Origin of the sequence: Streptomyces sp. LX-29, assembly GCF_029541745.1 — a bacterium.
GTDB lineage: Bacteria > Actinomycetota > Actinomycetes > Streptomycetales > Streptomycetaceae > Streptomyces.
Genome location: NZ_CP089746.1, coordinates 2,135,048 through 2,157,263 on the forward strand (window position 1 = coordinate 2,135,048; position 22,216 = coordinate 2,157,263).

At 73.0% G+C, this 22,216-nt stretch carries 19 protein-coding genes; 1 reads left to right on the plus strand and 18 read right to left on the minus strand.

Annotation, left to right across the window (positions count from 1 at the left end; all coding sequences use genetic code 11):
* Positions 1 to 183: 183 nt before the first annotated feature.
* The 13 genes from LRS74_RS09005 to proS all read right to left on the minus strand — a co-directional run bounded on the left by LRS74_RS09005 (position 184) and on the right by proS (position 11,099).
* Entirely contained in the window at positions 184 to 492 is a 309-nt protein-coding gene (locus LRS74_RS09005) for a DUF2469 domain-containing protein (protein ID WP_009714730.1), read from the minus strand.
* Between the two features lie 39 nt (positions 493 to 531).
* The gene (locus LRS74_RS09010; protein ID WP_277744667.1) at positions 532 to 1,029 is read right to left on the minus strand and encodes an NUDIX hydrolase; all 498 of its coding nucleotides are present in this window, start codon (positions 1,027 to 1,029) and stop codon (positions 532 to 534) included.
* A 76-nt stretch (positions 1,030 to 1,105) separates the two neighbouring features.
* Positions 1,106 to 1,864: a signal peptidase I gene (gene lepB, locus LRS74_RS09015; RefSeq protein ID WP_277740520.1), complete on the minus strand. Its 759-nt coding sequence runs from the start codon at positions 1,862 to 1,864 to the stop codon at positions 1,106 to 1,108.
* 274 nt (positions 1,865 to 2,138) lie between these two features.
* Entirely contained in the window at positions 2,139 to 3,221 is a 1,083-nt protein-coding gene (gene lepB / locus LRS74_RS09020; protein WP_277740521.1) for a signal peptidase I, read from the minus strand.
* Between the two features lie 178 nt (positions 3,222 to 3,399).
* Complete coding sequence (lepB, locus tag LRS74_RS09025; RefSeq protein ID WP_277740522.1) at positions 3,400 to 4,539, minus strand: signal peptidase I; 1,140 nt, start codon at positions 4,537 to 4,539, stop codon at positions 3,400 to 3,402.
* A complete protein-coding gene (gene lepB / locus LRS74_RS09030; RefSeq protein ID WP_277744668.1) occupies positions 4,532 to 5,254 on the minus strand; it encodes a signal peptidase I in 723 nt (240 codons plus the stop codon). The genes lepB (LRS74_RS09025) and lepB (LRS74_RS09030) overlap by 8 nt, the downstream gene beginning before the upstream one ends.
* Before the next feature lie 534 nt (positions 5,255 to 5,788).
* Positions 5,789 to 6,139, minus strand: a complete 351-nt coding sequence (rplS, locus tag LRS74_RS09035) for a 50S ribosomal protein L19 (RefSeq protein WP_144381725.1) — start codon at positions 6,137 to 6,139, stop codon at positions 5,789 to 5,791.
* A 156-nt stretch (positions 6,140 to 6,295) separates the two neighbouring features.
* Positions 6,296 to 7,162, minus strand: coding sequence for a tRNA (guanosine(37)-N1)-methyltransferase TrmD (gene trmD / locus LRS74_RS09040; RefSeq protein ID WP_277740523.1), 867 nt, complete (start codon positions 7,160 to 7,162; stop codon positions 6,296 to 6,298).
* Positions 7,162 to 7,707 (minus strand): ribosome maturation factor RimM, encoded by a 546-nt coding sequence (gene rimM / locus LRS74_RS09045; RefSeq protein WP_277740524.1) that lies wholly within the window; start codon positions 7,705 to 7,707, stop codon positions 7,162 to 7,164. Before rimM ends, trmD begins: the two co-directional genes overlap by 1 nt.
* A 204-nt stretch (positions 7,708 to 7,911) precedes the next feature.
* The gene (locus tag LRS74_RS09050; RefSeq protein ID WP_005311361.1) at positions 7,912 to 8,151 is read right to left on the minus strand and encodes an RNA-binding protein; all 240 of its coding nucleotides are present in this window, start codon (positions 8,149 to 8,151) and stop codon (positions 7,912 to 7,914) included.
* Between the two features lie 5 nt (positions 8,152 to 8,156).
* Entirely contained in the window at positions 8,157 to 8,603 is a 447-nt protein-coding gene (rpsP, locus tag LRS74_RS09055) for a 30S ribosomal protein S16 (RefSeq protein ID WP_144381722.1), read from the minus strand.
* 247 nt (positions 8,604 to 8,850) lie between these two features.
* Positions 8,851 to 9,438: a hypothetical protein gene (locus LRS74_RS09060; protein WP_277740525.1), complete on the minus strand. Its 588-nt coding sequence runs from the start codon at positions 9,436 to 9,438 to the stop codon at positions 8,851 to 8,853.
* A gap of 245 nt (positions 9,439 to 9,683) precedes the next feature.
* On the minus strand, positions 9,684 to 11,099 hold the full coding sequence (proS, locus tag LRS74_RS09065; RefSeq protein ID WP_277740526.1) for a proline--tRNA ligase: 1,416 nt from the start codon (positions 11,097 to 11,099) through the stop codon (positions 9,684 to 9,686).
* 584 nt (positions 11,100 to 11,683) lie between these two features.
* On the opposite strand from proS, the gene LRS74_RS09070 reads away from it, so the two are divergent.
* Positions 11,684 to 12,469 (plus strand): SAM-dependent methyltransferase, encoded by a 786-nt coding sequence (locus LRS74_RS09070; RefSeq protein WP_277744669.1) that lies wholly within the window; start codon positions 11,684 to 11,686, stop codon positions 12,467 to 12,469.
* 191 nt (positions 12,470 to 12,660) lie between these two features.
* Here the strand turns inward: LRS74_RS09070 and ffh are convergent, their stop codons facing one another.
* From ffh to LRS74_RS09095, 5 genes are all read right to left on the minus strand, one after another.
* On the minus strand, positions 12,661 to 14,217 hold the full coding sequence (gene ffh, locus LRS74_RS09075) for a signal recognition particle protein (protein WP_277740527.1): 1,557 nt from the start codon (positions 14,215 to 14,217) through the stop codon (positions 12,661 to 12,663).
* Positions 14,218 to 14,421: 204 nt separating this feature from the next.
* Positions 14,422 to 16,983, minus strand: coding sequence for a [protein-PII] uridylyltransferase (locus tag LRS74_RS09080; protein WP_277744670.1), 2,562 nt, complete (start codon positions 16,981 to 16,983; stop codon positions 14,422 to 14,424).
* A 1,817-nt stretch (positions 16,984 to 18,800) separates the two neighbouring features.
* On the minus strand, positions 18,801 to 19,139 hold the full coding sequence (locus tag LRS74_RS09085) for a P-II family nitrogen regulator (RefSeq protein ID WP_144381718.1): 339 nt from the start codon (positions 19,137 to 19,139) through the stop codon (positions 18,801 to 18,803).
* Positions 19,136 to 20,419 carry an ammonium transporter gene (locus LRS74_RS09090; protein WP_277740528.1) on the minus strand — a complete coding sequence of 428 codons (1,284 nt, stop codon included), beginning with the start codon at positions 20,417 to 20,419 and terminating at the stop codon, positions 19,136 to 19,138. The genes LRS74_RS09085 and LRS74_RS09090 overlap by 4 nt, the downstream gene beginning before the upstream one ends.
* A 201-nt stretch (positions 20,420 to 20,620) precedes the next feature.
* Positions 20,621 to 22,108 carry a hypothetical protein gene (locus LRS74_RS09095; protein WP_277740529.1) on the minus strand — a complete coding sequence of 496 codons (1,488 nt, stop codon included), beginning with the start codon at positions 22,106 to 22,108 and terminating at the stop codon, positions 20,621 to 20,623.
* Positions 22,109 to 22,216 lie beyond the last annotated feature (108 nt).

Here is a 22,216-nt window from a genome sequence, read left to right on the forward strand (position 1 = left end):
CGCACCGCCGCGTTCGCGACATCGGCACCACCTCCGGCACCGACTGTGACGCCCCCGCCCCACCTTGTTGGATCTTGGTGGACAACCGGGCGGATGTGGAAAACCCGGTCACTCGAACGGGTGGTCATACTCGGCGGCGGGGCCCGGGCGCGGGGCTTGACCGTGCGCCCCCGGACCGCGGGATCAGCCGCCCGGAAGGTCGAGGTCGCTCTTGTTCAGCTCCTCGATGTTCACGTCCTTGAAGGTGAGCACCCGCACCTGCTTGACGAAGCGGGCCGGCCGGTACATGTCCCAGACCCAGGCATCGGCCATCGACACCTCGAAGAACACCTCTCCCTGGACCGAGTGCACCTGCATCTCGTAGTCGTTGGTGAGGTAGAACCGCCGCTCGGTCTCGATCACGTATTTGAACAGTCCGACGACGTCGCGGTACTCCCGGTAGAGCTTCAGCTCCATCTCGGTCTCGTACTTTTCGAGGTCCTCGGCGCTCATGGCATGTTCCCCTTCAGCCGTGCGTCCCCCCATTGTGCGTCAGACACGCTCAGTCTCCAGGATCACCGGTGAGGCCGGGGGTCCCTCGTCCAGCAGCGTACGCAGGAGTCCGGCGAGCCTGGTCGGGTACACGGTCTCATGGGTGGCGGCCAGTTCCTCGTACGTCCACCATCGCAGCCCGGTGACGCTACGCCGCTCCAGGTCCGTATGGCCGCCCATCTCGGTGGCGGTCCGCTCGGTGCGCCCCAGGTAGTACCACTCGTCCTGATCCCAGCGCCGGCCGTCGAAGGGGAAGGAGCACACCCGCCGCCAGAGCACGGGCCCCAGCTCCACGTCCGTGATGCCCGTCTCCTCGGCCAGCTCCCGGCGCGCCGCCTGCTCCCGGCTCTCGTCGCCCTCCAGCCCGCCACCCGGCGTGAACCACCAGGTCGACGAGGGGTCGTCCGGCTCGAAGCCGTGCAGCAGCAGGATCCGGTCCTGCCGGTCCAACAGCACGACCCGAGCGACCCTGCGCAACTCCTGCCCGCCCCCGGCCATCGCCGGGGTCCCCGTGTCCGTGTCCGTGTCCGCGTTCGCGTCCGTGCTCGTGTCCGCGTCCGCGTCCGGCATCGTCTCAGCCACCGACCGTCGCCGCCTTTCGTTCGCCCTTCTCCCGACGCCGCGCCACGATCTTGGCGATCGGGCCGTACGCCGCACCTCCCAGGATGAGCACGGCGCCGATGGTGACGGCGTAGGTGAGCGGCGTGACCGGGCCCGGCTCGGAGATCCCGCCGGGGAGGGCGGCGAAACCGGTCGGCCGCTCCAGCATCCCCATGGCGTCCTGCGGCCAGACGACGGCGTCGACGCGGGCCTGCACCGTGTCCCGGGGCACCGTGCCGTGGGCGCCGTCGGCCAGGTGCTCGGGCGAGTCCACGGAGTCGACCCGGTGGTCGCCGAGCAGGAACAGCTCGTCCTTCGGCACGGTGGCGGAGAAGAAGCTGCTCGTGCTCGTGGCCTTGGTGTCGGGCAGATACGGTTCCTCGATCGGCTTGCCGTTGACCATCAGCCGGCCTCGCCGGTCGCAGCACTCGACCTTGTCGCCGTCGACGCCGACGACCCGCTTCACCATCGGCGTGTTGCCCCACACCTTGTCCTGGAAGACGACGACGTCGCCGCGGCGCACCTCGTCGCCGTCTATTCGCTCGGCCAGCACCCGCGCGCCCTGCTTGATCGACGGCGCCATCGAGTTGGTCGGGACGGTGTACGGCTTGTAGAGCAACGCTCCCCAGGCGAATCCGCCGAGGAACAGCACGCAGCCGAGGGCCACGGCCACACCGGAGAGCACGCTGCCCCGGGTGCGCCCGCCGCCATCCGTGCTTCTGGCCCCGCTCATGCCCACTCCCACCCCGCGGAGGCGATGCCACGTTCCGCGTAGAACATCCGGTTCCGTATGCCCTTCGGCATGGAATCGCACCCTACCCGGCAGTATCGACGGCCGTCAGCCGTCGTACCTGGACGCACCGGCCGTCACGCCCCGGCTTCGGCCATCGTGCCGCGCGCGGGTGCCGGCCGACGCCGCCCGCACGCCGGCCCGCGCTCCCGCGCGCCCCCCAACGCTTCTCAGGTGCCGACCGACCTCGTCCGCGCGTCGGCCGGCGCCCCGCGCGTCAGCCCTCGCGCCCGTGCCCGTCGCCGTTCCCTCCGCCGTCCTTGGCCAGGAGCCGGCGGCGGCGCCACAGCACGATCGGCAGCGCGCCCGCCAAACCGAGGGCGGAGGGGGCCGCCGCCATCGCGGTGCTCAGCGCCGGCTGGTCGAAGGTGTCCGGCACCGGCAGCGTGGACCAGCGGTTGATCGGCCAGGCGACGACGATCGCGCGGCCCACGACCCCGTCCACCGAGATCGTGCCCTTGTCCAGATCCTGGTGGTAGCGCGAGTCGAGCGAGTCCTGGCGGTGGTCGCCCATCACCCACAGCCGACCCTCCGGGACCTTCACCGGCCCGAACGGCTTGTCGTCGCAGGCGGTGTCGCCGGGGAAGATGTACGGCTCGTCGAGGGCCTTGCCGTTGACCTTGACCGGGCCGCCCTTCTTGCACTCCACCGTGTCGCCGCCGACCGCGATAACCCGCTTGATCAGGTCCTTCTCCTCAGCCGAAGGCATCAGCCCGATGAAGCTGAGCACCTTCTGGACGCCCTCCACGATCGGGCCCGAGTCCTGCGGCTCGGTCTCCCCGAGCCAGCCGCCCGGATCGTGGAAGACCACGACCTCGCCGCGCTCCGGCTCGGCCCCGAACCACGGGGTGAGCTTGTCCACCAGCACCCGGTCGCCGCGCTGGAGGGTGTTCTGCATCGAGTCGGACGGGATCGAGAACGCCTGCAGGAGGAAGGTCTTGATCAGGAGCGCCAGCAGCAGCGCGATACCGATCAGCAGCGGCAGCTCCTTCCAGAAGGAGCGCTGCTTCGGCTTCGGCTTCCTGTCGTCGGCGCCGTCGCCCCCGGGGGCCGTGCCGCTCCGGTCCTCGCCGTCACCATCGGAGCCGGCAGAGTCGGAGGAGTCAGCGGTACCGGCGGAGTCAGCAGTACCGGCAGAGTCGGCGGAGGATCCGGATGAACCGGCGGAGTCGGCAGAGCCCGCGCGGGCGTCACCGCCGCGGTCGTCACCCTCGCCTCGCCCGGCCGTGGGACCGCCCACGCCCTCGGCGTCCTCCCGGGCCGCCACCCCGGCCTGCGCTCCCTTACCCGTGGGCTGCATGCCCGCGGGCGTCGCTTCGATGCCGGCCGTCGCGCCGCCTCCCGCAAGCGCACCGCGCTCGGCCCGCGCGTCGTTCTCGTGCCGCGGGGAACGTTCGGATGAGGGTGGCACGGTCCCCGGAGCGCCGCCTGCCGGAGCCGCGGCGCCCGGAGGGACGGCCCCCGGTACCCCGGCCCGTTCAGCCGTCTCCTCGACGGACGCGCCCTCCGGCGGCCCGGGCTGCCGCTCGGGCTCCTCGTGACCGGATCGCGCGCCGACCGCCAAATCCCCCACATCCACTCCTCTTGCCGCACTGCCGCCTGAGCCACGAACGGCGCAGGCCCACCACTCCCATAACGAGCGGGAGTTCCGCAGGGGTCGGGAGCTGGACCATTCCGTGCTGGTCCATGGGGGCAAGCCTATGCTCCGAGCCGCCCTCCGCCCGTGTCGTGGCCGTCGGCGCGTCCCGCACGGAGGCGTATGTTTCGGGCTCCTCCAGTCGCCGCCAGTGTCCGAACGGCCACGCGATGACCATGGCCCGGCCGACCACCAGGTCCTCGGAGATCGTGCCCTGCCCCTCCTCGTCGAGGTGGTAGCGCGAGTCCGCGGAGTCCTCGCGGTGGTCACCCATCACGAAGAGCCGCCCCTTGGGCACGGTGACCTTGAACTTGACCTCCGAGGGCCGGTTGCCCGGATGCAGATAGGACTCGTTCAGGGGGGTTCCGTTGACGGTGACCCGACCGTCCTTGTCGCAGCACTCCACCGTGTCGCCACCGACGCCGATGACACGCTTGATGAGGTCCTGCTCGTCGTCGGAGGGCAGCAGCCCGATGAAGGTCAGGAACTGCTTGCCCTGCTTGATGACGACCGGATCCTCCTTGGGGGGCTTGCGCTCGTCTTTCAGCCAGTCGCCCGGATCCTTGAAGACCACCACGTCCCCGCGCTCCGGCTTGGCGCCGAACCACGGGGTCAGCTTGTCCACCAGCACCCGGTCGCCGATCCGGATCGTCTGCTCCATCGAGCCGGACGGGATCACGAACGCCTGCACCAGGAAGGTTTTGAGCACCAGCGCGATCAGCAGCGCCACGCCGACCAGGATCGGTATCTCCTTGACGGCCGAGCGGCGCCGCCGACGCTTGATACGGCGCAGAGTCTTCCGCCGCTCCGCGCGCCCGACCGGCGCACGCCTCGGCGCGCGCCCCGGCGGGCGCGCCTCCTCGCCCGCGCCCGTATCCGTGCCTGCATCCGCGCCCGTGCCCGTATCCGTGCCCGGAACCGCGCCCCGCGCGGGGCCCGATGCCCGGCGGCTGCCGTAGCGGGGGCGCCCACGGCTACCCATGCGCGCCTCCGGTCGCTCCGGCGCCCGCCCGCTCGCTCGGCGCGTCACCACCGCTCGCACCGCCATGGGTGCCCCCATGCGCCCCAATCGGCTCCGGCACCCGATCGAACGCCCGGGGCCGGTCCACCGACGTCCAGCGGCCGATCGGCCAGCCGATCCAGTCGACCCTGCCGATCACCTTGTCGAGCGGGACGCCGCCGCCGCCCGGCGCACCGAGGCGGTCGCGGGAGTCGCGGGAGTCCGAGCGGTGGTCGCCCATGACCCACAGCCGCCCGCGCGGCACCACGATGTCGAAACGCACCTGAGAGGGGGCGTCCCCCGGATACAGGTAGCCCTCCTCGTCCACGGATTCCCCGTTCACGCTGATTCTCCCCCGTCTGTCGCAGCAGGTGACGCGGTCACCGCCGACGCCGATCACGCGCTTGATGTAGTCGGTCTCGGCCGGCTCGGCCAGTCCGACGGCCGCCCCGACCTTGCGCAGGAGCCCGGTCACCGGATTCTCCTCGGGCCCCTCCGGCGCGAAGGAGCCCGCGCCGTCGAAGACCACCACATCGCCGCGACGCGGCTCATCCCCGAAACGGTACGCCAGCTTGTTGACCATTACACGGTCTCCGGGCCGGAAGGTGTTCTCCATCGAGCCGCTGGGGATCAGGAAGGGCTGCACGACAAAGCTGCTCAGCAGCAGCACCACGGTGCAGCAGACCGCCGTGATCAGGACGTACGTCCGCCAGCTCCGCCACCGGGAGCCGCCCTGGGACGGGTCGCCCGGGGCGGAGGCATCCGCCGAGTCGAGGGCGTCCCCCGGTTCGAAGGCGTCCCCCGACTCTGAGACGTCGCCCCCATGGCGACCGCCGTCTGGCGACTCGGCCGCGGTCACAGCCTCACGGCCACCCCGCGACTCGGCCGCGGTCACAGCCTCACGGTCACCCCGCGACTCGGCTGCGGTCACAGCCTCACGACCGTCTCCCGAGCCCGAGTCAGTCGCCGCGTCACGACCATCCCCCGAACCCGAGTCGGTCCCCGCGTCACGGCCGTCCCCCGAGCCGGAGTCAGTCGCTCTCTCCGAGACCTCCCGCTTGTCCGAGAGGGCCCGCGAACGCGAAGAGCGCGACCCCTCCTCCATCCCCTCATCGGGTGCGGAAGAGCGGTCGCGCTCTGAGCGCTTCGCGAGCTGTGCCTCGGTGCCGGTCTCGGTGTCCATCGGGCCCAGAGCCTATCCGGCCGGGCCCGCCGGACCCCCGGCGCCTGCTCAGTTCTCGCGCTTCTCCTTGATCTTCGCGGCCTTGCCGCGCAGCTCACGCAGGTAGTACAGCTTGGCGCGACGCACGTCACCGCGGGTCACGACCTCGATCTTCTCGACGATCGGGGTGTGCACCGGGAAGGTGCGCTCGACGCCGACGCTGAAGCTGACCTTGCGGACGGTGAAGGTCTCGCGGACGCCCGAGCCCTGGCGGCGGATCACGACGCCCTTGAACTGCTGCACACGGGAGCGGTTGCCCTCGATGACGCGGACGTGGACGTTGACCGTGTCACCGGGGCGGAAGCCCGGGATGTCGCTGCGCAGCGACGCGGAGTCGACGGTGTCGAGCACGTGAGACATGATCGTCTGCTTTCCTCGCTGATGCCACAGGTCATCAGCGGTACGTTGGGAGTTGTCAGTTGCCGCGCCCCGGGCCGAAGGGCCGTTCGCGGCTCTGTGCCCGGCGGCGTCGTGTCCCCCTGTGGCAGGGGCGCGCGCCGGACGCACAGCAGCTGCCTATTGTTCCACGGACTCGCCCGGGCGCCCAAATCGACCGTCCGGAAGCTGCTCCCAGCCCAGCTCGGCCAGCAGCCTGCGGTCGTGCTTGTCCAGCGCCGCCGGGTCGCACCGCTCGATCAGATCGGGCCGGTTGCGGCTGGTGCGGCGGAACGCCTCGTCCCGCCGCCAGCGGGCGATCTTCCCGTGGTGCCCGCTCACCAGCACCTCGGGGATGCCGCGGCCGCGCCACTCGGGCGGCTTGGTGTAGACGGGGCCCTCCAGCAGGTCCGCCATGGCACCGGGCGCGAAGGAGTCGTCGCGGTGGGACTCGGCGTTGCCCAGCACACCGGGCAGCAGCCGCGCCACCGCCTCGGTGATCACCAGGACCGCCGCCTCGCCGCCGGCCAGGACGTAGTCGCCGATGGAGACCTCGTAGACATCGAGGCTCTCGCCGTACGCCTCGATGACGCGTCGGTCGATGCCCTCGTAACGGGCGGGTGCGAAGATCAGCCACGGGCGCTCGGAGAGCTCGACGGCCAGCGTCTGGGTGAACGGGACGCCGCTGGGCGTGGGTACGACCAGCACCGGCTTCCCGGCCGCCGCGCCACCCCCGGCGGAGTCCTCCCGCTCCTCGCCGACGGAACCCGCGTCCGCGCCCGACGCGATGATCTCGTCCAGCGCCTCGCCCCACGGCTCGGGCTTCATCACCATGCCGGGGCCACCGCCGTACGGCGTGTCGTCGACCGTGTGGTGCCGGTCGTGGGTCCAGGCGCGCAGGTCGTGCACGCGCACGTCGAGCTGGCCGCGGGCGCGCGCCTTGCCGACCAGCGAGACGTTCAGCGGCTCCAGGTACTCGGGGAAGATCGTGACGACGTCGAGCCGCATCAGGACTCGTCCCGGTTGGAGGCGATCTCGGCCTGGGCCTCGTCCAGCAGTCCCGGCGGCGGGTCGATGACCGCCCGCTGCTCCTCCAGGTCGATCTCCGGCACGATCTCGGAGACGAAGGGCACCATGACCTCGCTGCCGTCGGGGCGCTCCACGACCAGCAGGTCCTGGTACGGCAGATGCGAGATCTCGGAGATCCGGCCGACCTCGGTGCCGTCCACGGTGACCACGTCCAGGTCGATCAGCTGGTGGTCGTAGAACTCCTCGGGGTCCTCCGGGGTCTCCTCGGGGTCGACGTCCGCGATCAGCAGCACGTTCCGCAGCGCCTCCGCGGCCGTACGGTCCGCGACCCCGGCGAAGCGCAGCAGCAGCCGTCCGCTGTGCACCCGGCCGGTCTCGATGGTCAGCGGGCCCACCGAGGCGGGCTCGGTGGCCAGCCGGGCGCCCGGCCCGAGCCGCTGCTCCGGCTCGTCCGTCCGCACCTCCACCGTGACCTCGCCCTTGATGCCGTGGGCGCGGCCGATCCGCGCGACTACCAACTGCACTTAGCTCAAGTCCTTCTGCACTCAGCTCACGTCCCTTCGCCCGCGCCGTCTCGCGCCAGCCGGGTCTGTCGCCCGCGCCGCGCCCCCCGAACGGGCCTGTCACCGCACCGTCGGCGCGGACCCGGGCCTGCCGCCCGTATCACGCACACGGGCCGGGAACGGCAACTGCCGCCCCCGGCCCGTGCCGGTACTCCTTGCCGCTGCTCAGCGGACCTGGTCCACGTCGACGAGGTCGACACGGATACCCCGGCCGCCGATCGCGCCCACGACGGTCCGCAGGGCGCGCGCGGTGCGGCCGTTACGGCCGATCACCTTGCCGAGGTCGTCGGGGTGCACCCGGACCTCCAGCACGCGCCCACGGCGCAGGTTGCGCGAGGCGACCTGCACGTCGTCGGGGTTGTCGACAATGCCCTTCACCAGATGCTCAAGGGCTTCCTCAAGCATGCTGCTCAGGCTTCGGTCGACTCGGTGGACTCGGCCTCGGCAGCCTCGTCCGCCTTCTTGTCAGCCTTCTTGGCCTTCGGGGTGATGGCCTCACCCTTGGCCTCGTCGCCCTCGAGCGCCTTGGCGAAGGCGTCGAAGGAGGCGCGCTTGTCTTCCTTGGTCGCCGGGGCCAGCAGCGGCTTCTCCGGGGCCGGCAGGCCCTTGTGCTTCTGCCAGTCGCCGGTGAGCTTCAGGATGGCCAGAACCGGCTCGGTCGGCTGGGCGCCGACGGACAGCCAGTACTGGGCACGCTCCGAGTTCACCTCGATGCGCGACGGGTTGTACGTCGGGTGGTACAGACCGATCTCCTCGATGGCCCGGCCGTCACGGCGGGTGCGGGAGTCGGCGACGACGATGCGGTAGTGAGGCGAACGGATCTTGCCCAGACGCTTCAGCTTGATCTTGACTGCCACGGGAGTGGTGTCTCCTGGTCTTGACGTGGTGGGGCACAACGAGATGCCACGTGGGGTTGCGGTACCCGAGATGCCCGATGGACGCGTCAGCCGGAGGAGAGAGGGGTCCTATGCGACTGTCGAGTACAGCTGACCATTGTGCCACACCGCGGCGGCGACACCGCACGCTGGTCGCGCCGCCGCGGTCGCCCGGACCCCCGCCCCGATGACCGCCGTGGCCTCATGGCCGGACACGGAGTCCGGCCGCTCAGGCGGCGGCGGCCTCGGGGATCCGGAACGGCTGGCCACACCCTCCGCACATGATCGGCGCCTGCGCCAGGACCGAGGGGACGACCCTGACGTTGCGCCCGCAGTCGCAGACTGCCTTCACCCGGACCCCTCCGCCGGAGGAGCCGTGCCGCGCGGCCGGACCCCGGAACGTCCGGGTGGTGTCGGCGGCGGTGGCGACGGTGTGCGCCTTGAGTGCGCGCTGCAACCGGTCGATCGTCGGCCGATACCGCTTTCTCGCCTCGGGGCTGAGGCTGACCAGGGAGAAGCCGCTACTGGGGTGTGGCTCCTCACCGTGCTCAAGCCCCAACTCCTCGGCGATCGCCAGGAACCGGCGATTGTGATAGCGGCCGGCGCGGGAGGTGTCCCGGATGCCGCGGGCGGCGGCGATGCCGTGGACTGCCTCGTGCAGCAGCCTCTCGAAGGAGAGCTCGGCTCCGCAGGCGGACGACGACTCTCCGATCAACGATTCGGGCGCGGCGAGATCCGGCAGCTCGGGGTGGTGCCGTTGAATGTCGGCCCACGCCTGCGCCAGCTCCGCGGCGAGAACAGGTGGTGTCGTGCTCACGTCGTGACAACGAGTCGGGACCGCCTGGTGTTCCGATTCCGGGCCATCCCAAATAATTTGCACGTACCAGTCAGTTCACGCTGATGCGACCCGACGAGGGCGGGTGCGCCAATGTGTGGACGAGCCCGCGCAGCTCCCACCAAGGCGGTACGTACCCGCGCGTACGCCCCGGCGCGTAGGCAATGCCCACGCGCCGGGACAACACCACGTCGTCGGACCACTTGTCCGTGACCGAGCGACCCCGATCAGTAAGCGCGCGCGACGATGGCGACGTTACCGGGTGCGTCATCGGCGTCCGGCACCGACCCGTCCTCGGCCACCAGGCAGCGCACCGACACCGCCTCGCCGGCCAGCACCGCCTCGCCCTCCGGGCCCAGGTCGACCCACGGGATGCGGGCCCAGCCGCCGGCGGCCGCCACCTCGGCGGCCTCCGCCACGGTGCGCACGTCCTTGGTGCGGGCCTCGCGGCGCTCGCGCGACTGGCGCAGCAGCGTCGCCTGGTCCTCCTCCAGGATCTTCGGCAGCAGGTCGGTCAGCGCCTCGATCTGCACCGGCTCCTTGCCGCCCGGGATCCGGCGGGCGACCATCGCGGTGCCGTTCTCCAGGTCGCGGGGGCCGACCTCGATGCGGACCGGGACGCCCTTGAGCTCCCAGTCGACGGCGCGCCGGCCGAACGGGGTGTCGGTGCGGTCGTCGACCTGCACCCGCACGCCCGCCGCGCGCAGCCGGTCGCCCAGCTCGCGGACCTTGGCGATCACCGCGTCATCGCCCTTGATCGCCAGCACGACGGCCTGCACCGGCGCCAGGCGCGGCGGCACACGCAGCCCGTTGTCGTCGCCGTGCGACATGATCAGACCGCCGACCATACGGGTCGACACGCCCCAGGAGGTCTGCCAGACCAGCTCCTGCTTGCCGTCCTTGGACAGGTAGGAGGTGTTGAACGCCTTGGCGAAGTTCTGGCCGAGCTCGTGGCTGGTGCCCATCTGCAGCGCCTTGCCGTCGCCCATCATGCCCTCGAGGGTGAGGGTGTTGATCGCGCCGGCGAAGCGCTCCTTGGGGGTCTTGCGGCCCAGCACCACGTCGATGCCCAGCACGTTGACCATGAAGTCGTAGTAGACGTCCCGGTGGATGCGGGCGGCGTAGTCGCGGGCGTCCTCGTACGAGGCGTGCGCGGTGTGACCCTCCTGCCAGAGGAACTCGCTGGTGCGCAGGAAGACGCGGGGGCGCATCTCCCAGCGGACCACGTTCGCCCACTGGTTGATCAGCAGGGGCAGGTCGCGGTAGCTCTGCACCCACTTCGAGAAGTACTCGTTGATGATCGTCTCGGAGGTGGGCCGGACCACGACCGGCTCTTCCAGCTCCTTGCCGCCGCCGTGCGTGACGACCGCCAGCTCGGGGGCGAAGCCCTCGACGTGCTCGGCTTCCCTCGTCAGGTACGACTGCGGGATGAACAGGGGGAAGTACGCGTTGGAGGCGCCCACGGCCTTGATGCGGGCGTCCATCTCCTGCTGCATCCGCTCCCAGAGCCCGTACCCGTACGGTCGGATGACCATGGTGCCGCGCACGGGGCCGTTGTCGGCCAGCTCGGCCTTGTTGATCAGATCCTGGTACCAGCGCGGGAAATCTTCCGCCTGGGGGGTGAGTACGGGAGCCTTTGCCATGCCGCAGATCGTACGGCGCTGGCGCGCGGAATCGTGAATCGGGCCGCGACCGCGACGGCCGCGCGACCTTCGCGCGGGGCGTGGCGGCGCGACGCGCACACGGGGGCGCATCGGGGCGTACCGAGGCGCACGTAGGGGGCATGCAAGCACGGCCGTCGCAACTCTGGACGCGCGCGCGGAAGCGCTGTTGGCTGGCATGAGGGGCCGCCGCGAGCTGAACCGGGCGGCGGTTCCGGCACGGCCGGGGGGCCACACATCACGGGCAGCACCACGCGCACACTTCACGGGCACGTACCTGGGGGGCGGACCTCGACACGGCACGCTCACGGCGGATTGAGGCGCTTTCGATGACACCGAGGACACCGACGCTCGCACAGCCGCACCACCGGAACCCGCACCCGTACGACTCCACCGACGCGACCGCGGTCGGCCCGGCCGAGGCGACCGGCGGGACGGGCCCGGCGGGCCGCCCGGCCGACGCCGGCTCCCTCGTCGGCCGCCCCACCGGCACCGGCTCGGGCACCCTGCGGCCCGCCGCGGACGCCCGCGGCCGCGCCGTCGACTGGGCCGAGATCCAGGAGAGGATGCTGGCCCCGCTCTACGAGGCGGTCTACGACCGGCTCTCGGTGGGTGCCGAAACGCATCTGCTGGCCCTGCGCTGCGGCGCCGGCCTGTCCCTGCTGATGGCCGCCGCCCGAGGTGCCGCGGTGTACGGGGTCGAGGCCGACCCGGAGCGGCGGGCGCTGGCCGGGGAGCGGCTGGCGCGGCGCACCGGCGAGATGCGGGAACCGGGGGCACGAGAGCCCGGTGGCGCAACGGAGCACGGCGGGCGCACCCCGCGGACGGCCCGCGCCCTGCCCGCCCCGGAGCCGGACGGCCCGCGCTTCTCGGTGGTGACCGCCTTCGAGGTGCCTCCGCCCTTGGGCGGCGACGCGACCGGGGCGCTGGTCGAGGAGGTGCGGTCGGCCGCCGCCCGCACCGAGCACGGCGGCGCCGTCGTCCTGGCCGGCTGGGGACCGCCCGAGCGGTGCGCGACCTCCGCGGTGCTGCGGGTGGCCGCGCGGCTGGCGGATCCGATGTGCGCCGCCGCGCGGTGGCGCCCCTGCGGCCGCGACGATCTGGAGCGCATCGCCGACCGCGCGGGCCTGCGCCCGGACGGCTCCGGCCGGGTGGCCTGCCCCTTCGGCTACGCCGACCCGGACAGCGCGGTCCGCGGCCTGCTGTCCACCGGGCTCTTCGACGCGGCGGAGCGGGCGACCGACCTCACCCAGGTGGCCAAGGAGATCGCGGAGGCGGTGCATCCACACCAGCGCCAGGACGGCACGGTGTGGATGCCCAACGTCTTCCGCTACCTCATCGCGCGGGTCTGAAGAGATACGCGCGACGCCGTAGCGCGTCGATCGCGCATGCGTCGTCCCTTGCGGCGCCCGGTCGTCTCGAGCTCTCCGCCCTCGCGGAGTCGGCCCGGGCTATCAGCGGAGCGGGAGCCCGCTGAAACGGTGCTCCCCGCATCCGCGCGGTTCACGGGGCGGTGCGTTTCGTGCGCCCGCCCCGAGGCCCGTTACTTGCCGCCCAGCATGTTCTTGAACTCTGCCGGCAGTTCGAAGTCCGCCGCGCTCTGGCCGGCGCCCGGCAGCCCGAACGCGCCGCCGTCCTCGCCCTCCGCCCTGCGCTGCGCGGCGGCGGCCTCCTCGGCCTTCCGCTTCATCGGGTTGCCGCTGCGCTGCTTCCCCTTGGCCTGCTTCTGCTTCTTCTTCTGCCGGCCCGGGCCGCCGCCCATGCCCGGCACGCCCGGCAGCCCCGGCATGCCGCCGCCCTGGGCCATCCGCGACATCATCTTGCGCGCCTCGAAGAAGCGCTCGACGAGGTTCTTCACCGCGCTCACGTCGACGCCGGAACCGCGGGCGATACGGGCGCGACGGGAGCCGTTGATGATGGTCGGGTCGTGGCGCTCGCCCGGCGTCATCGACTTGATGATCGCGGCGGTGCGGTCCACGTCCCGCTCGTCGAGGTTGTTGATCTGCTCCTTGATCTGCCCCATGCCGGGCAGCATGCCGAGCAGCTTGGAGATGGAGCCCATCTTCCGGACCTGCTCCATCTGGGCCAGGAAGTCGTCGAGCGTGAACTCCTTGGGGCCCTTCGCCAGCTTGGCCGCCATCTTCTCGGCCTCTTGCTGGCTGAAGGTCTGCTCGGCCTTCTCGATGAGCGAGAGCATGTCGCCCATGCCGAGGATGCGGGACGCCATGCGGTCCGGGTGGAACGCGTCGAAGTCGTCCAGCTTCTCGCCGTTGGAGGCGAACATGATCTGCTTGCCGGTGATGTGCGCGATGGAGAGCGCGGCACCACCGCGGGCGTCGCCGTCGAGCTTGGAGAGCACCACGCCGTCGAAGCCGACGCCGTCGCGGAACGCCTCGGCGGTGTTGACCGCGTCCTGACCGATCATGGCGTCGACGACGAAGAGGACCTCGTCGGGCTGGACCGCGTCGCGGATGTCCGCGGCCTGCTGCATCATCTCGGCGTCGATGCCGAGGCGGCCGGCGGTGTCGACGATGACGATGTCGTGGACCTTGGACTTCGCGTGGCCGATCGAGTCCTTGGCGACCTGGACCGGGTCGCCCACGCCGTTGCCCGGCTCCGGCGCGTACACCGCGACGCCGGCGCGCTCGGCGACGACGCTCAGCTGGTTGACGGCGTTCGGCCGCTGGAGGTCACAGGCGACCAGCAGCGGGCTGTGCCCCTGCCCCTTGAGCCACGAGGCCAGCTTTCCGGCGAGGGTGGTCTTACCGGCACCCTGCAGACCGGCGAGCATGATGACGGTCGGCGACTGCTTGGCGAAGCGGAGGCGCCGGGTCTCGCCGCCCAGGATCTTGATCAGCTCGTCGTTGACGATCTTGATGACCTGCTGCGCCGGGTTCAGCGCCTGGGAGACCTCGACGCCGAGGGCGCGCTCCTTGACCTGCTTGATGAAGGCCCGGACGACGGGGAGCGCGACATCCGCTTCCAGCAGGGCGATGCGGATCTCACGCGCCGTGGCGTCGATGTCCGCCTCGGAGAGGCGGCCCTTGCCCCGGAGGTTCTTGAACGTAGCTGCGAGGCGGTCGGAAAGGGTATCGAACACGGTGGTCGCGAATCCTTCTGGTCGGATGTCGGGTCGGTGGTCGGCCTCCAAGGGTATCCGCACGCTGCGGGAACGGTCTGCCCCCGTGCCGCCGGCAGCGACGGCGGAATCCGCGGCCGGGGCGCGTGCGGCGGCTCCGCCCCCGCTCCGCCGGTGCCCGCGAACCGGGACCGGCACCCAGCGTCCCTGGTCGGCGGGGGTGCGCTAGTCGGCGAGGGCCCGCTCGATCCTCCGGGCCAGCTCCGCGGCCTCCGCGTCCGGCAGCGGCGCCCCGGCCGGCCCCGTCACGTAGAACGCGTCCACCGCGTTGGATCCCAGCGTGCTCACGTGCGCGCTGCGCACCCGCGCCCCGGCGCCCTCCAGGGCCCGGCCGATGCGGTGCAGCAGACCGGGGGCGTCCTGGGCGCGCACCTCGATCACCGTGGCGTGCTGGGAGCCGCCGGGGGCGACGGTGACCCGCGGCGGCGGGGCCTGCGGCCCGCGGCGGCGCGGGTATCGCGCGTACGCGGCCTCCCGCTCGGCGAGCCGGGCGGCGATGTCGAGCGAGCCGTCGAGCGCCCGCAGCAGGTCCTTGCGCAGCCGTACGGGCTGCGGCAGCGAGCCGTACTCGGCGGCGACCCGCCAGCTCAGCACCAGCGCGCAGCCGGGCGCGGCCTCCGCGGACGCCGCGTCCGGAGCCGTCAGCTCGGCCGGCAGCTCCACGGAGCGCAGATCCGCCGCGCGAACCGTCAGCCGATGCAGGGCCAGCACCCCGGCGGCCGCCGGGAGCACCCCGGGCTGGTCCGGCACGGCGATGAGGAGCTCCACCCCGATCGGCTCGGTCCCGGTCGGCCCGGTTCCGGTCGGCTCGGTTCCGGTCGGCCCGACGTCCGTGGGCGGGTGGTGCGGCGGCTCCGCGGAGCCCGCGGACGCCGTAGCCCCCTCCGGGCAGGCGTGCAGGGCCAGCACCGGGCCGCCGGTGCGCCATGCCTCGACGGCGAGCCGTTCCTGCTGGGCGGTGGTCCGCGGCGCGGGCGCACGGGCCGGCTGCGGCTCGCCGTCGAGCCGCGCGGAGACGCGGCCGACCAGGTCGGCGACGAGGGAGGCACGCCAGGCGCTCCAGGCGGCGGGGCCGGTGGCGAGCGCGTCGGCCTCGGTCAGCGCGTGCAGCAGCTCCAGCGTGGAACGGCTGCCGACGGCCTCGGCGACCGTCCGTACGGTCGCCGGGTCGTCCAGGTCGCGCCGGGTGGCGGTCTCGACCAGAAGCAGGTGGTGGCGGGCGAGAGCGGCCAGGACGGCCGTGTCGGCGGCGTCGAAGCCGACCCGGGCGGCGATCTCGCGGACGACGGCCGCGCCGGCCTCCGAGTGGTCGCCCGGCCAGCCCTTGCCGATGTCGTGCAGCAGCGCCCCGACCAGCAGCAGGTCCGGGCGGTCCACCCGGCGGGTGAACGCGGTGGCCCGCACCGCCGTCTCGACCAGGTGCCGGTCCACGGTCCAGCGGTGCACGGGGTTGCGCTGCGGCCGGAAGCGGACCCGTTCCCACTGCGGCAGCAGCGCGGTGATCAGGCCCTCGGCCTCCAACGCCTCCCACACCGGCACCGTCGAGTCGCCCGCCCCCAGCAGGGTCACCAGCTGGTCGCGGGCCTCGGCGGGCCACGGCACCGGCAGCGGGTGCTCGGCGGCGACCGCGGCCAACCGACGGACCGCGTGCGGCGACAGCGGCAGCCCGGCCTGGGCCGCGGCCGCGGCGGCGCGCAGCGGGAGCACCGGGTCCCGCTCGGGGCGCGCGCTGCGGGCCAGCACCACCTCGCCGTCCTGCTCGACGACGCCCTCGGCCAGCGGGCGGCGGCCGACGGCCGCGTCACCGCCCGGCACCCGCCCGCCGCGCCCGGCCAGCAGTCCGCGCAGCCGCGGCCGGGCCGACCGCGCGCGCAGCACCCGACCGACCTCGCGCCAGGTGACGTCGGCGGCGTAGGCGACCGTACGCGCCGCCGCGTAGACCTGCCGCAGCAGCGCGTCGGCGTCCGCCAGCCCCAGACCGGCGGCCACCTGGGCCTGCTCCTGAAGCGCGAGCCGGTCGGTGGCCCGCCCGGTGGCCAGATGCAGCGCGTCGCGGGTGTCCAGGAGCCGCCCGCGCGCCTCCTCCAGCCCCTCGCGCGGGGCGTCGGCGAGCCAGGAGGCGGCGATGGCGCGCAGGGCGGTGGCGTCGCGCAGCCCGCCGCGCGCCTCCTTGAGATCGGGTTCGAGCAGGAAGGGGAGCTCACCGTGGCGGCGGGCGCGCTCCTGGCACATCTCCCGCAGCTCGGGCAGCCGCTTGGGGGCCCGGGCACGCCAGTCGGCGAGCAGGGTCGTGCGCAGCGCGGCGGTGAGTGCGGGGTCGCCCGCGATGTGCCGGGCGTCCAGCAGCCCCAGGTGGGCCTTGAGGTCCTCGGCCGCGGTTCTGCGGGCCTGGGCCGGGGTGCGCACCGAGTGGTCGAGGTCCAGGCCCATGTCCCACACCGGGTACCAGACGCGGTCGGCGAGCGCCGCGACGGCGGCCGGGTCCGCCCTGTCCTCGTGCAGCAGCAGCACATCGAGGTCGCTGCGCGGGGACAGCTCCCCGCGTCCGTAGCCGCCCACGGCGACCAGCGCCACGCCGGGCGCGTCCCCCAGCAGCGTGGCCAGCCAGGCGTCGGTCAGCCGGGCCAGCGCCGCACGGCGCGGGGCGCCCGTGCGCGGATCCTCCTGGAGGAGCCGCAGCCGGGCCCCCGCGTAGCCGCCGGGCACCGGGCCGCTGGTGTCGGTCATGGTGACCCTTTCCGTCAACTCGGGCTCCTTCGTGACGTCAGCTGTACGCCGGCGGGTCGGGCCCACCGGCTTTCGCACCGCCCTTCGGCGAGCGCCGAGCCGAACGGCTCGGACCCTCCGGGGCCACCGGCCCCCGGAAGGTGCCGGGGGCGCCGGAGACCACCGGACGGCGCCGGAGGGCGCCGGAGGGCGCCGGAGGGCGCCGGAGGGCGCCGGAGGGCGCCGGAGGGCGCCGGAGGGCGCCGGAGGGCGCCGGAGGGCGCCGGAGGGCGCCGGAGGGCGCCGGAGGGCGCCGCCCCGGCCCGGCGGGCCCGGGTCCGCCGGACCGTCCACCGGACGTCCCCCTCCTGAGCCGGCAGCCCGGGACACCCGGGCCCCGAACCACCGCCCCACCACGCCCCGAGGAGCGCCCGCCCCACCGCCTCGGGGAGCTCGGAACGACCGGCCCCCGGATCCCGCCAAGCCGAACCACTCAACCGACCCGGCTCCCTCGAACCGGACCGCCTTCGCCAGACACCGAGCCGAACGGGTCGGAACGTCCGGGTCCACCGGACCGCCCCGGAGGGCGCCGGAGACCACCGGACGGCGCGGAGGGCGCCGCCCCCGGCCCGGCGGGTCCGGGTCCGTCGGACCGTCCGCTGGACGTCCCCCTCCTGAGCCGGCAGCCCGGGACACCCGGGCCCCGAACCACCGCCCCACCACGCCCCGAGGAGCGCCCGCCCCACCGCCTCGGGGAGCTCGGAACGACCGGCCCCCCCCGGATCCCGCCAAGCCGAACCACTCAACCGACCCGGCTCCCTCGAACCGGACCGCCTTCGCCAGACACCGAGCCGAACGGGTCGGAACGTCCGGGTCCACCGGACCGCCCCGAAAGGCGCCGGAGGGCGCCGACCCCGACCCTGCGGGCCCGGCTCCGTCGGTCCGCACGGTCGCCCGCCTTCCCCGGGGTAGCCCCGGAGGACCGCGGCGCGCTGTCGGTGGCATCCGGCCCCTCCGGGCTCCCCCTCCTCTCCCGGATGCCCGGCGAGCCAAGGCACCTGGGCGGTGTGGGCGCCGTCCGGTGTCGACGCGTTCGCCGACGGCCGGCCGACGGCGAGGCACCGCCCCGCGCCACACGCGGTGTCCCGCGGTGTCCCGCGGTCCCGGTTGGCCGAGGCCCGCGACGCCTGCCGGCGGTGCGCACCGATGGCGGGCCCACGCTGGTTCCCCGACGGGGCCGCCGCTCCCCCGCGAGGCCAGGCCCGAGAGACCGTGTCCAAAAGCCCCCCATCCCCGGCGTGACGGCTCCCGGCGGGAAGCTGTCGCCGGCCATTCGCCCCCGGCCTCGGCTCGCCCTGTCGGCCGCCGCGCGGCCCGCCCGATGGCCGGACCCACGCGGCGGCCGGCGCCGGCGACCGGTGGTCCCGCCCCCCCCTGCCGGGACCTCCCACGAGCCGCCGGCCGTCCGGCCCCGGGTCGCCCGACCCCGACGGGCGATCCGACGGGCCGAGGTACAGGCCCCGTGGACCGGGGCCACTCGGCCGTCTGAGAGGGCCGGTCACGGTAGGCCCACGCACCGGCCCCGCGGGACCCCGACCGGGAGGCCGCCGACCGGAAGGCCGCACGCCCCGCCAGACCGATCACGGTAGGCGCCGCGCACCGGCCCCGCGGGACCCCGACCGGGAGGCCGCCGACCAGAGGGCGGCACGCCCCGCCAGACATCCACCACGGACCCCCGGCCCGCCGGAGCCCCTGCCACCGAGCCACCGGCCCTCCGGAACTCACGGGCGGCCGGACCGGGCCCGGTCGGCCCGGTCGGGCCCGCTCACGTGGGGCGGCTACAGGGCCTCGGGGCCGCGCTCGCCGGTGCGGACGCGGACCACCGTGTCCACGGGGATGCTCCACACCTTCCCGTCGCCGATCTTGCCGGTGTGGGCGGCCCGGACCAGGACGTCGATGACGTCGTCGGCGTCGTCGTCCTCGACGAGTACCTCTATGCGCACCTTCGGCACCAGGTCGATCTTGTACTCGGCGCCTCGGTAGACCTCGGTGTGGCCGCGCTGCCGTCCGTAGCCGCTGGCCTCACTGATGGTCAGGCCCTTGACCCCGAACGCCTGGAGGGCCTCCTTGATCTCGTCGGACTTGAACGGCTTCACAACCGCGGTGATGAGCTTCATGCGTCCACCTTCTTGCTGATCGGGGCGGCGACGGCCTCGGCCGGTCGGGGTGCCGCGGTGCGGCCGGTCGGCGCGCCGCCCACCGCGCTGAAGTCGTACGCCGTCTCGGCGTGGAACGCCTGGTCGACGCCGCCGACCTCGTCGTCCTCGCTGGCTCGGAAGCCGATGGTGGAGTCGACGAGCTTGGCCAGGAGGTAGGAGACGACGAAGGAGAACGCCATCACCGAGAAGGCACCGACCGCCTGCCTGCCCAGCTGCTCCAGGCCGCCGACACCGTCGATGGCGAGCACGCCGACCAGCAGCGTACCGATCACACCGCCGACCAGGTGGACGCCGACGACGTCCAGCGAGTCGTCGAAGCCCAGCTTGAACTTCCAGCTGACCGCCCAGGAGCAGGCGACGCCGGCGACCAGGCCGATGAGGATCGCGCCGAAGGCGTTGACCGCGGCGCCGGAGGGGGTGATGGCGACCAGGCCGGCGACCGCGCCGGAGGCCGCGCCCAGGGTGGTGAACGCGCCGTGCCGGATGCGCTCGTAGGCCAGCCAGCCGAGCATCGCGGCGCCGGTGGCGACCTGGGTGTTGAACGCCATGGTAGCGGCGGTGCCGTTGGCGGCCAGCGCGGAGCCGGCGTTGAAGCCGAACCAGCCGAACCACAGCAGCGCGGCGCCGAGCATCACCAGGGGCAGGCTGTGCGGTCGCATCGGGTCCTTCTTGAAACCGATCCGCTTGCCGACCACCAGCACCGCGGCGAGCGCGCCGACGCCGGCGTTGATGTGCACCGCCGTACCGCCCGCGAAGTCGATCACCTTGAGCTGGAACAGCCAGCCGTCGGCCTGCCAGACCCAGTGCGCGACCGGGAAGTAGACGACGCTCACCCACAGCGTGATGAACAGCGCCCAGGCGCTGAACTTCACCCGGTCCGCGAGCGCGCCGCTCATCAGGGCGGGCGTGATGATCGCGAACATCAGCTGGAAGAGCGCGAAGGCGAGGACCGGGATGCCCTCCTTGCCACCGGTCAGCGTCTCCGGGTCGATGCCCTTGAGGCCGATGTGGCTGAAGTCGCCCAGCAGCCCGCCCCCGATGTCGTCACCGAAGGTGAGCGAGTACCCGTACAGCACCCACAGCACGCTGACGATGCCGAGCGAGATGAAGGACATCATCAGCATGTTGAGGGCGCTTTTCACCCGCACCATGCCGCCGTAGAAGAAAGCCAGGCCGGGCGTCATCAGCATCACGAGCGCGGCACTGATCAAGACGAATGCCGTATCTGCACCATTCAATGTCGACGTCTCCCTCGAAGCGGCGGCCCGTGCGGGATGTGGAGAAAGGGATGGGCCGGTTTTCGCCATGAGGTTGGCGCAGGGCGGTTTCAGTCGATGCCCGACGGTGTTTCGCGGCAGTGACGAAGGCGCACGGCGTGTTACGCCCGCGTGAACCCGCCGTATGGCGGGCGGGCTCGCCCGGTGGCTGAAAGCGGTCGGTCAGACCGCGCGGGCCGCGCCCTCGCCGGAGTCGGGCAGCTGGACCATGAGCTGCTCGTGCAGCTGCGCCACCGCGGGCACGTCGCCGAAGTCCCGCACGGCGGTGTCCACCGTCTTGCGGAGCCGGTTGTTCACCCGCTCCGAGCGCACCCGCTTGGCGAAGGGCAGCGCCTTCTCGGCGAGCTGCGCGGACTGCTCCGGCTCGCGCTGGAGCAGATGGACGGTGGCCATGCCGATCAGATTGAGGGCGTACGACCGGGTGTGCCCGTCCTCCTGCTCGGCCTCCTTGGCGAACAGCTCCACGGCCCTGCGCATGTACGGGGTGGCGCGCTCGGCGTAGGTGGGGCTTCGCCCGGCCACATAGGCCAGGTCGCGGTAGGAGTGGGCGTTCTCCGCGTTGAGCTCGGCCTCGGAGAAGAACCGGATCCAGTCCGGGTCGCCGTCGCCCCGGGCGCAGTCGCTGAAGGCGTCCTCGGCCAGCCGCACCGCGCGGTGGCACTTGTTGGGCTGGCCCATATTGGCGTAGGCCCGCGCCTCCATCGCATACAGCATGGCCTGGGTGCGCGGGGTGGCGCTCTGCTGGCTGCCGTACTGCGCCAGGTGGATCAGCTCCAGGGCGTCGTCCGGGCGCCCCAGGTGGATCATCTGTCGGCTCATGCTGGAGAGGATGTACGACCCCAGGGGCCGATCACCGGCCTCCTTGGCGGCGTGCAGCGCGAGCACGAAGTACTTCTGGGCGGTGGGGTGCATCCCGATGTCGTAGCTCATCCACCCGGCCAGCTCGGCGAGCTCGGCGGCGACGGTGAACAGCCGCTTCCCGCTGGCCTCCGAGTGGTTCTCCTGGAGCAGGTCGGTGACCTCGTGCAGCTGGCCGACGACGGCCTTGCGGCGCAGCCCGCCGCCGCACTGGGCGTCCCACTTGCGGAACATGACCGCGGTGGCCTCCAACAGCTCGAGCTCCGGCCTGGAGAGCCGGGACGGCCGGCGCGAGCGGTCGCCGTCGGACTGCGGCGGCTGCCCGCCGGCCGGCAGCGGGGTGAGCCACCGCTGCATCGGCTCGATCAGGGCGGGGCCGGCGGCCAGCGCCAGCGAGGTGCCGAGGAAGCCCCGACGGGCGAGCATCAGATCGCTGCGCGAGAACTCGCTGAGCAGCGAGACCGTCTGCGGGCCGGCCCAGGGCAGGTCGACGCCGGAGACCGAGGGCGACTGGTGCACCGGGCGCAGTCCCAGGTCCTCGACGCCCACCACGCATCCGAAGCGCTCCGAGAAGAGCTCGGAGAGGATCCGCGGGATCGGCTCGCGCGGCTGCTCGCCGTCCAGCCAGCGCCGCACCCGGGAGGTGTCGGTGCTGATGTGGTGCGCGCCGATCTGCCGCGCCCTGCGGTTCACCTGGCGCGCCAGCTCGCCCTTGGACCAGCCGCTGCGCACGAACCACGATCCCAGCTGCTCGTTGGGGCGCTTGTCAGCGCTTCCGCCGGTGCCGCTCACAGGAAGGCCCCCATCCCACGAAACCTTTCGAACCGCCATCAGAATGCCGTCGTCGGAGCCCAGTCGGCCTCTTGGAGGAGGACCGTAACGCGCCGAACGAGCCACTCC

Bases quoted from the DNA above. Each gene is read 5' to 3' on its own strand.
- LRS74_RS09070 (WP_277744669.1), top strand. From the start codon at position 11,684: ATGCTGGCCCCGCTCTACGAGGCGGTCTACGACCGGCTCTCGGTGGGT.
- LRS74_RS09050 (WP_005311361.1), bottom strand. From the start codon at position 8,151: ATGCTTGAGGAAGCCCTTGAGCATCTGGTGAAGGGCATTGTCGACAAC.
- rplS (WP_144381725.1), bottom strand. From the start codon at position 6,139: ATGTCTCACGTGCTCGACACCGTCGACTCCGCGTCGCTGCGCAGCGAC.
- trmD (WP_277740523.1), bottom strand. From the start codon at position 7,162: ATGCGGCTCGACGTCGTCACGATCTTCCCCGAGTACCTGGAGCCGCTG.
- lepB (WP_277740522.1), bottom strand. From the start codon at position 4,539: ATGGGTAGCCGTGGGCGCCCCCGCTACGGCAGCCGCCGGGCATCGGGC.
- lepB (WP_277740521.1), bottom strand. From the start codon at position 3,221: ATGCAGCCCACGGGTAAGGGAGCGCAGGCCGGGGTGGCGGCCCGGGAG.
- proS (WP_277740526.1), bottom strand. From the start codon at position 11,099: ATGGCAAAGGCTCCCGTACTCACCCCCCAGGCGGAAGATTTCCCGCGC.
- LRS74_RS09085 (WP_144381718.1), bottom strand. From the start codon at position 19,139: ATGAAGCTCATCACCGCGGTTGTGAAGCCGTTCAAGTCCGACGAGATC.
- LRS74_RS09005 (WP_009714730.1), bottom strand. From the start codon at position 492: ATGAGCGCCGAGGACCTCGAAAAGTACGAGACCGAGATGGAGCTGAAG.
- LRS74_RS09010 (WP_277744667.1), bottom strand. From the start codon at position 1,029: ATGGCCGGGGGCGGGCAGGAGTTGCGCAGGGTCGCTCGGGTCGTGCTG.
- LRS74_RS09080 (WP_277744670.1), bottom strand. From the start codon at position 16,983: ATGACCGACACCAGCGGCCCGGTGCCCGGCGGCTACGCGGGGGCCCGG.
- lepB (WP_277740520.1), bottom strand. From the start codon at position 1,864: ATGAGCGGGGCCAGAAGCACGGATGGCGGCGGGCGCACCCGGGGCAGC.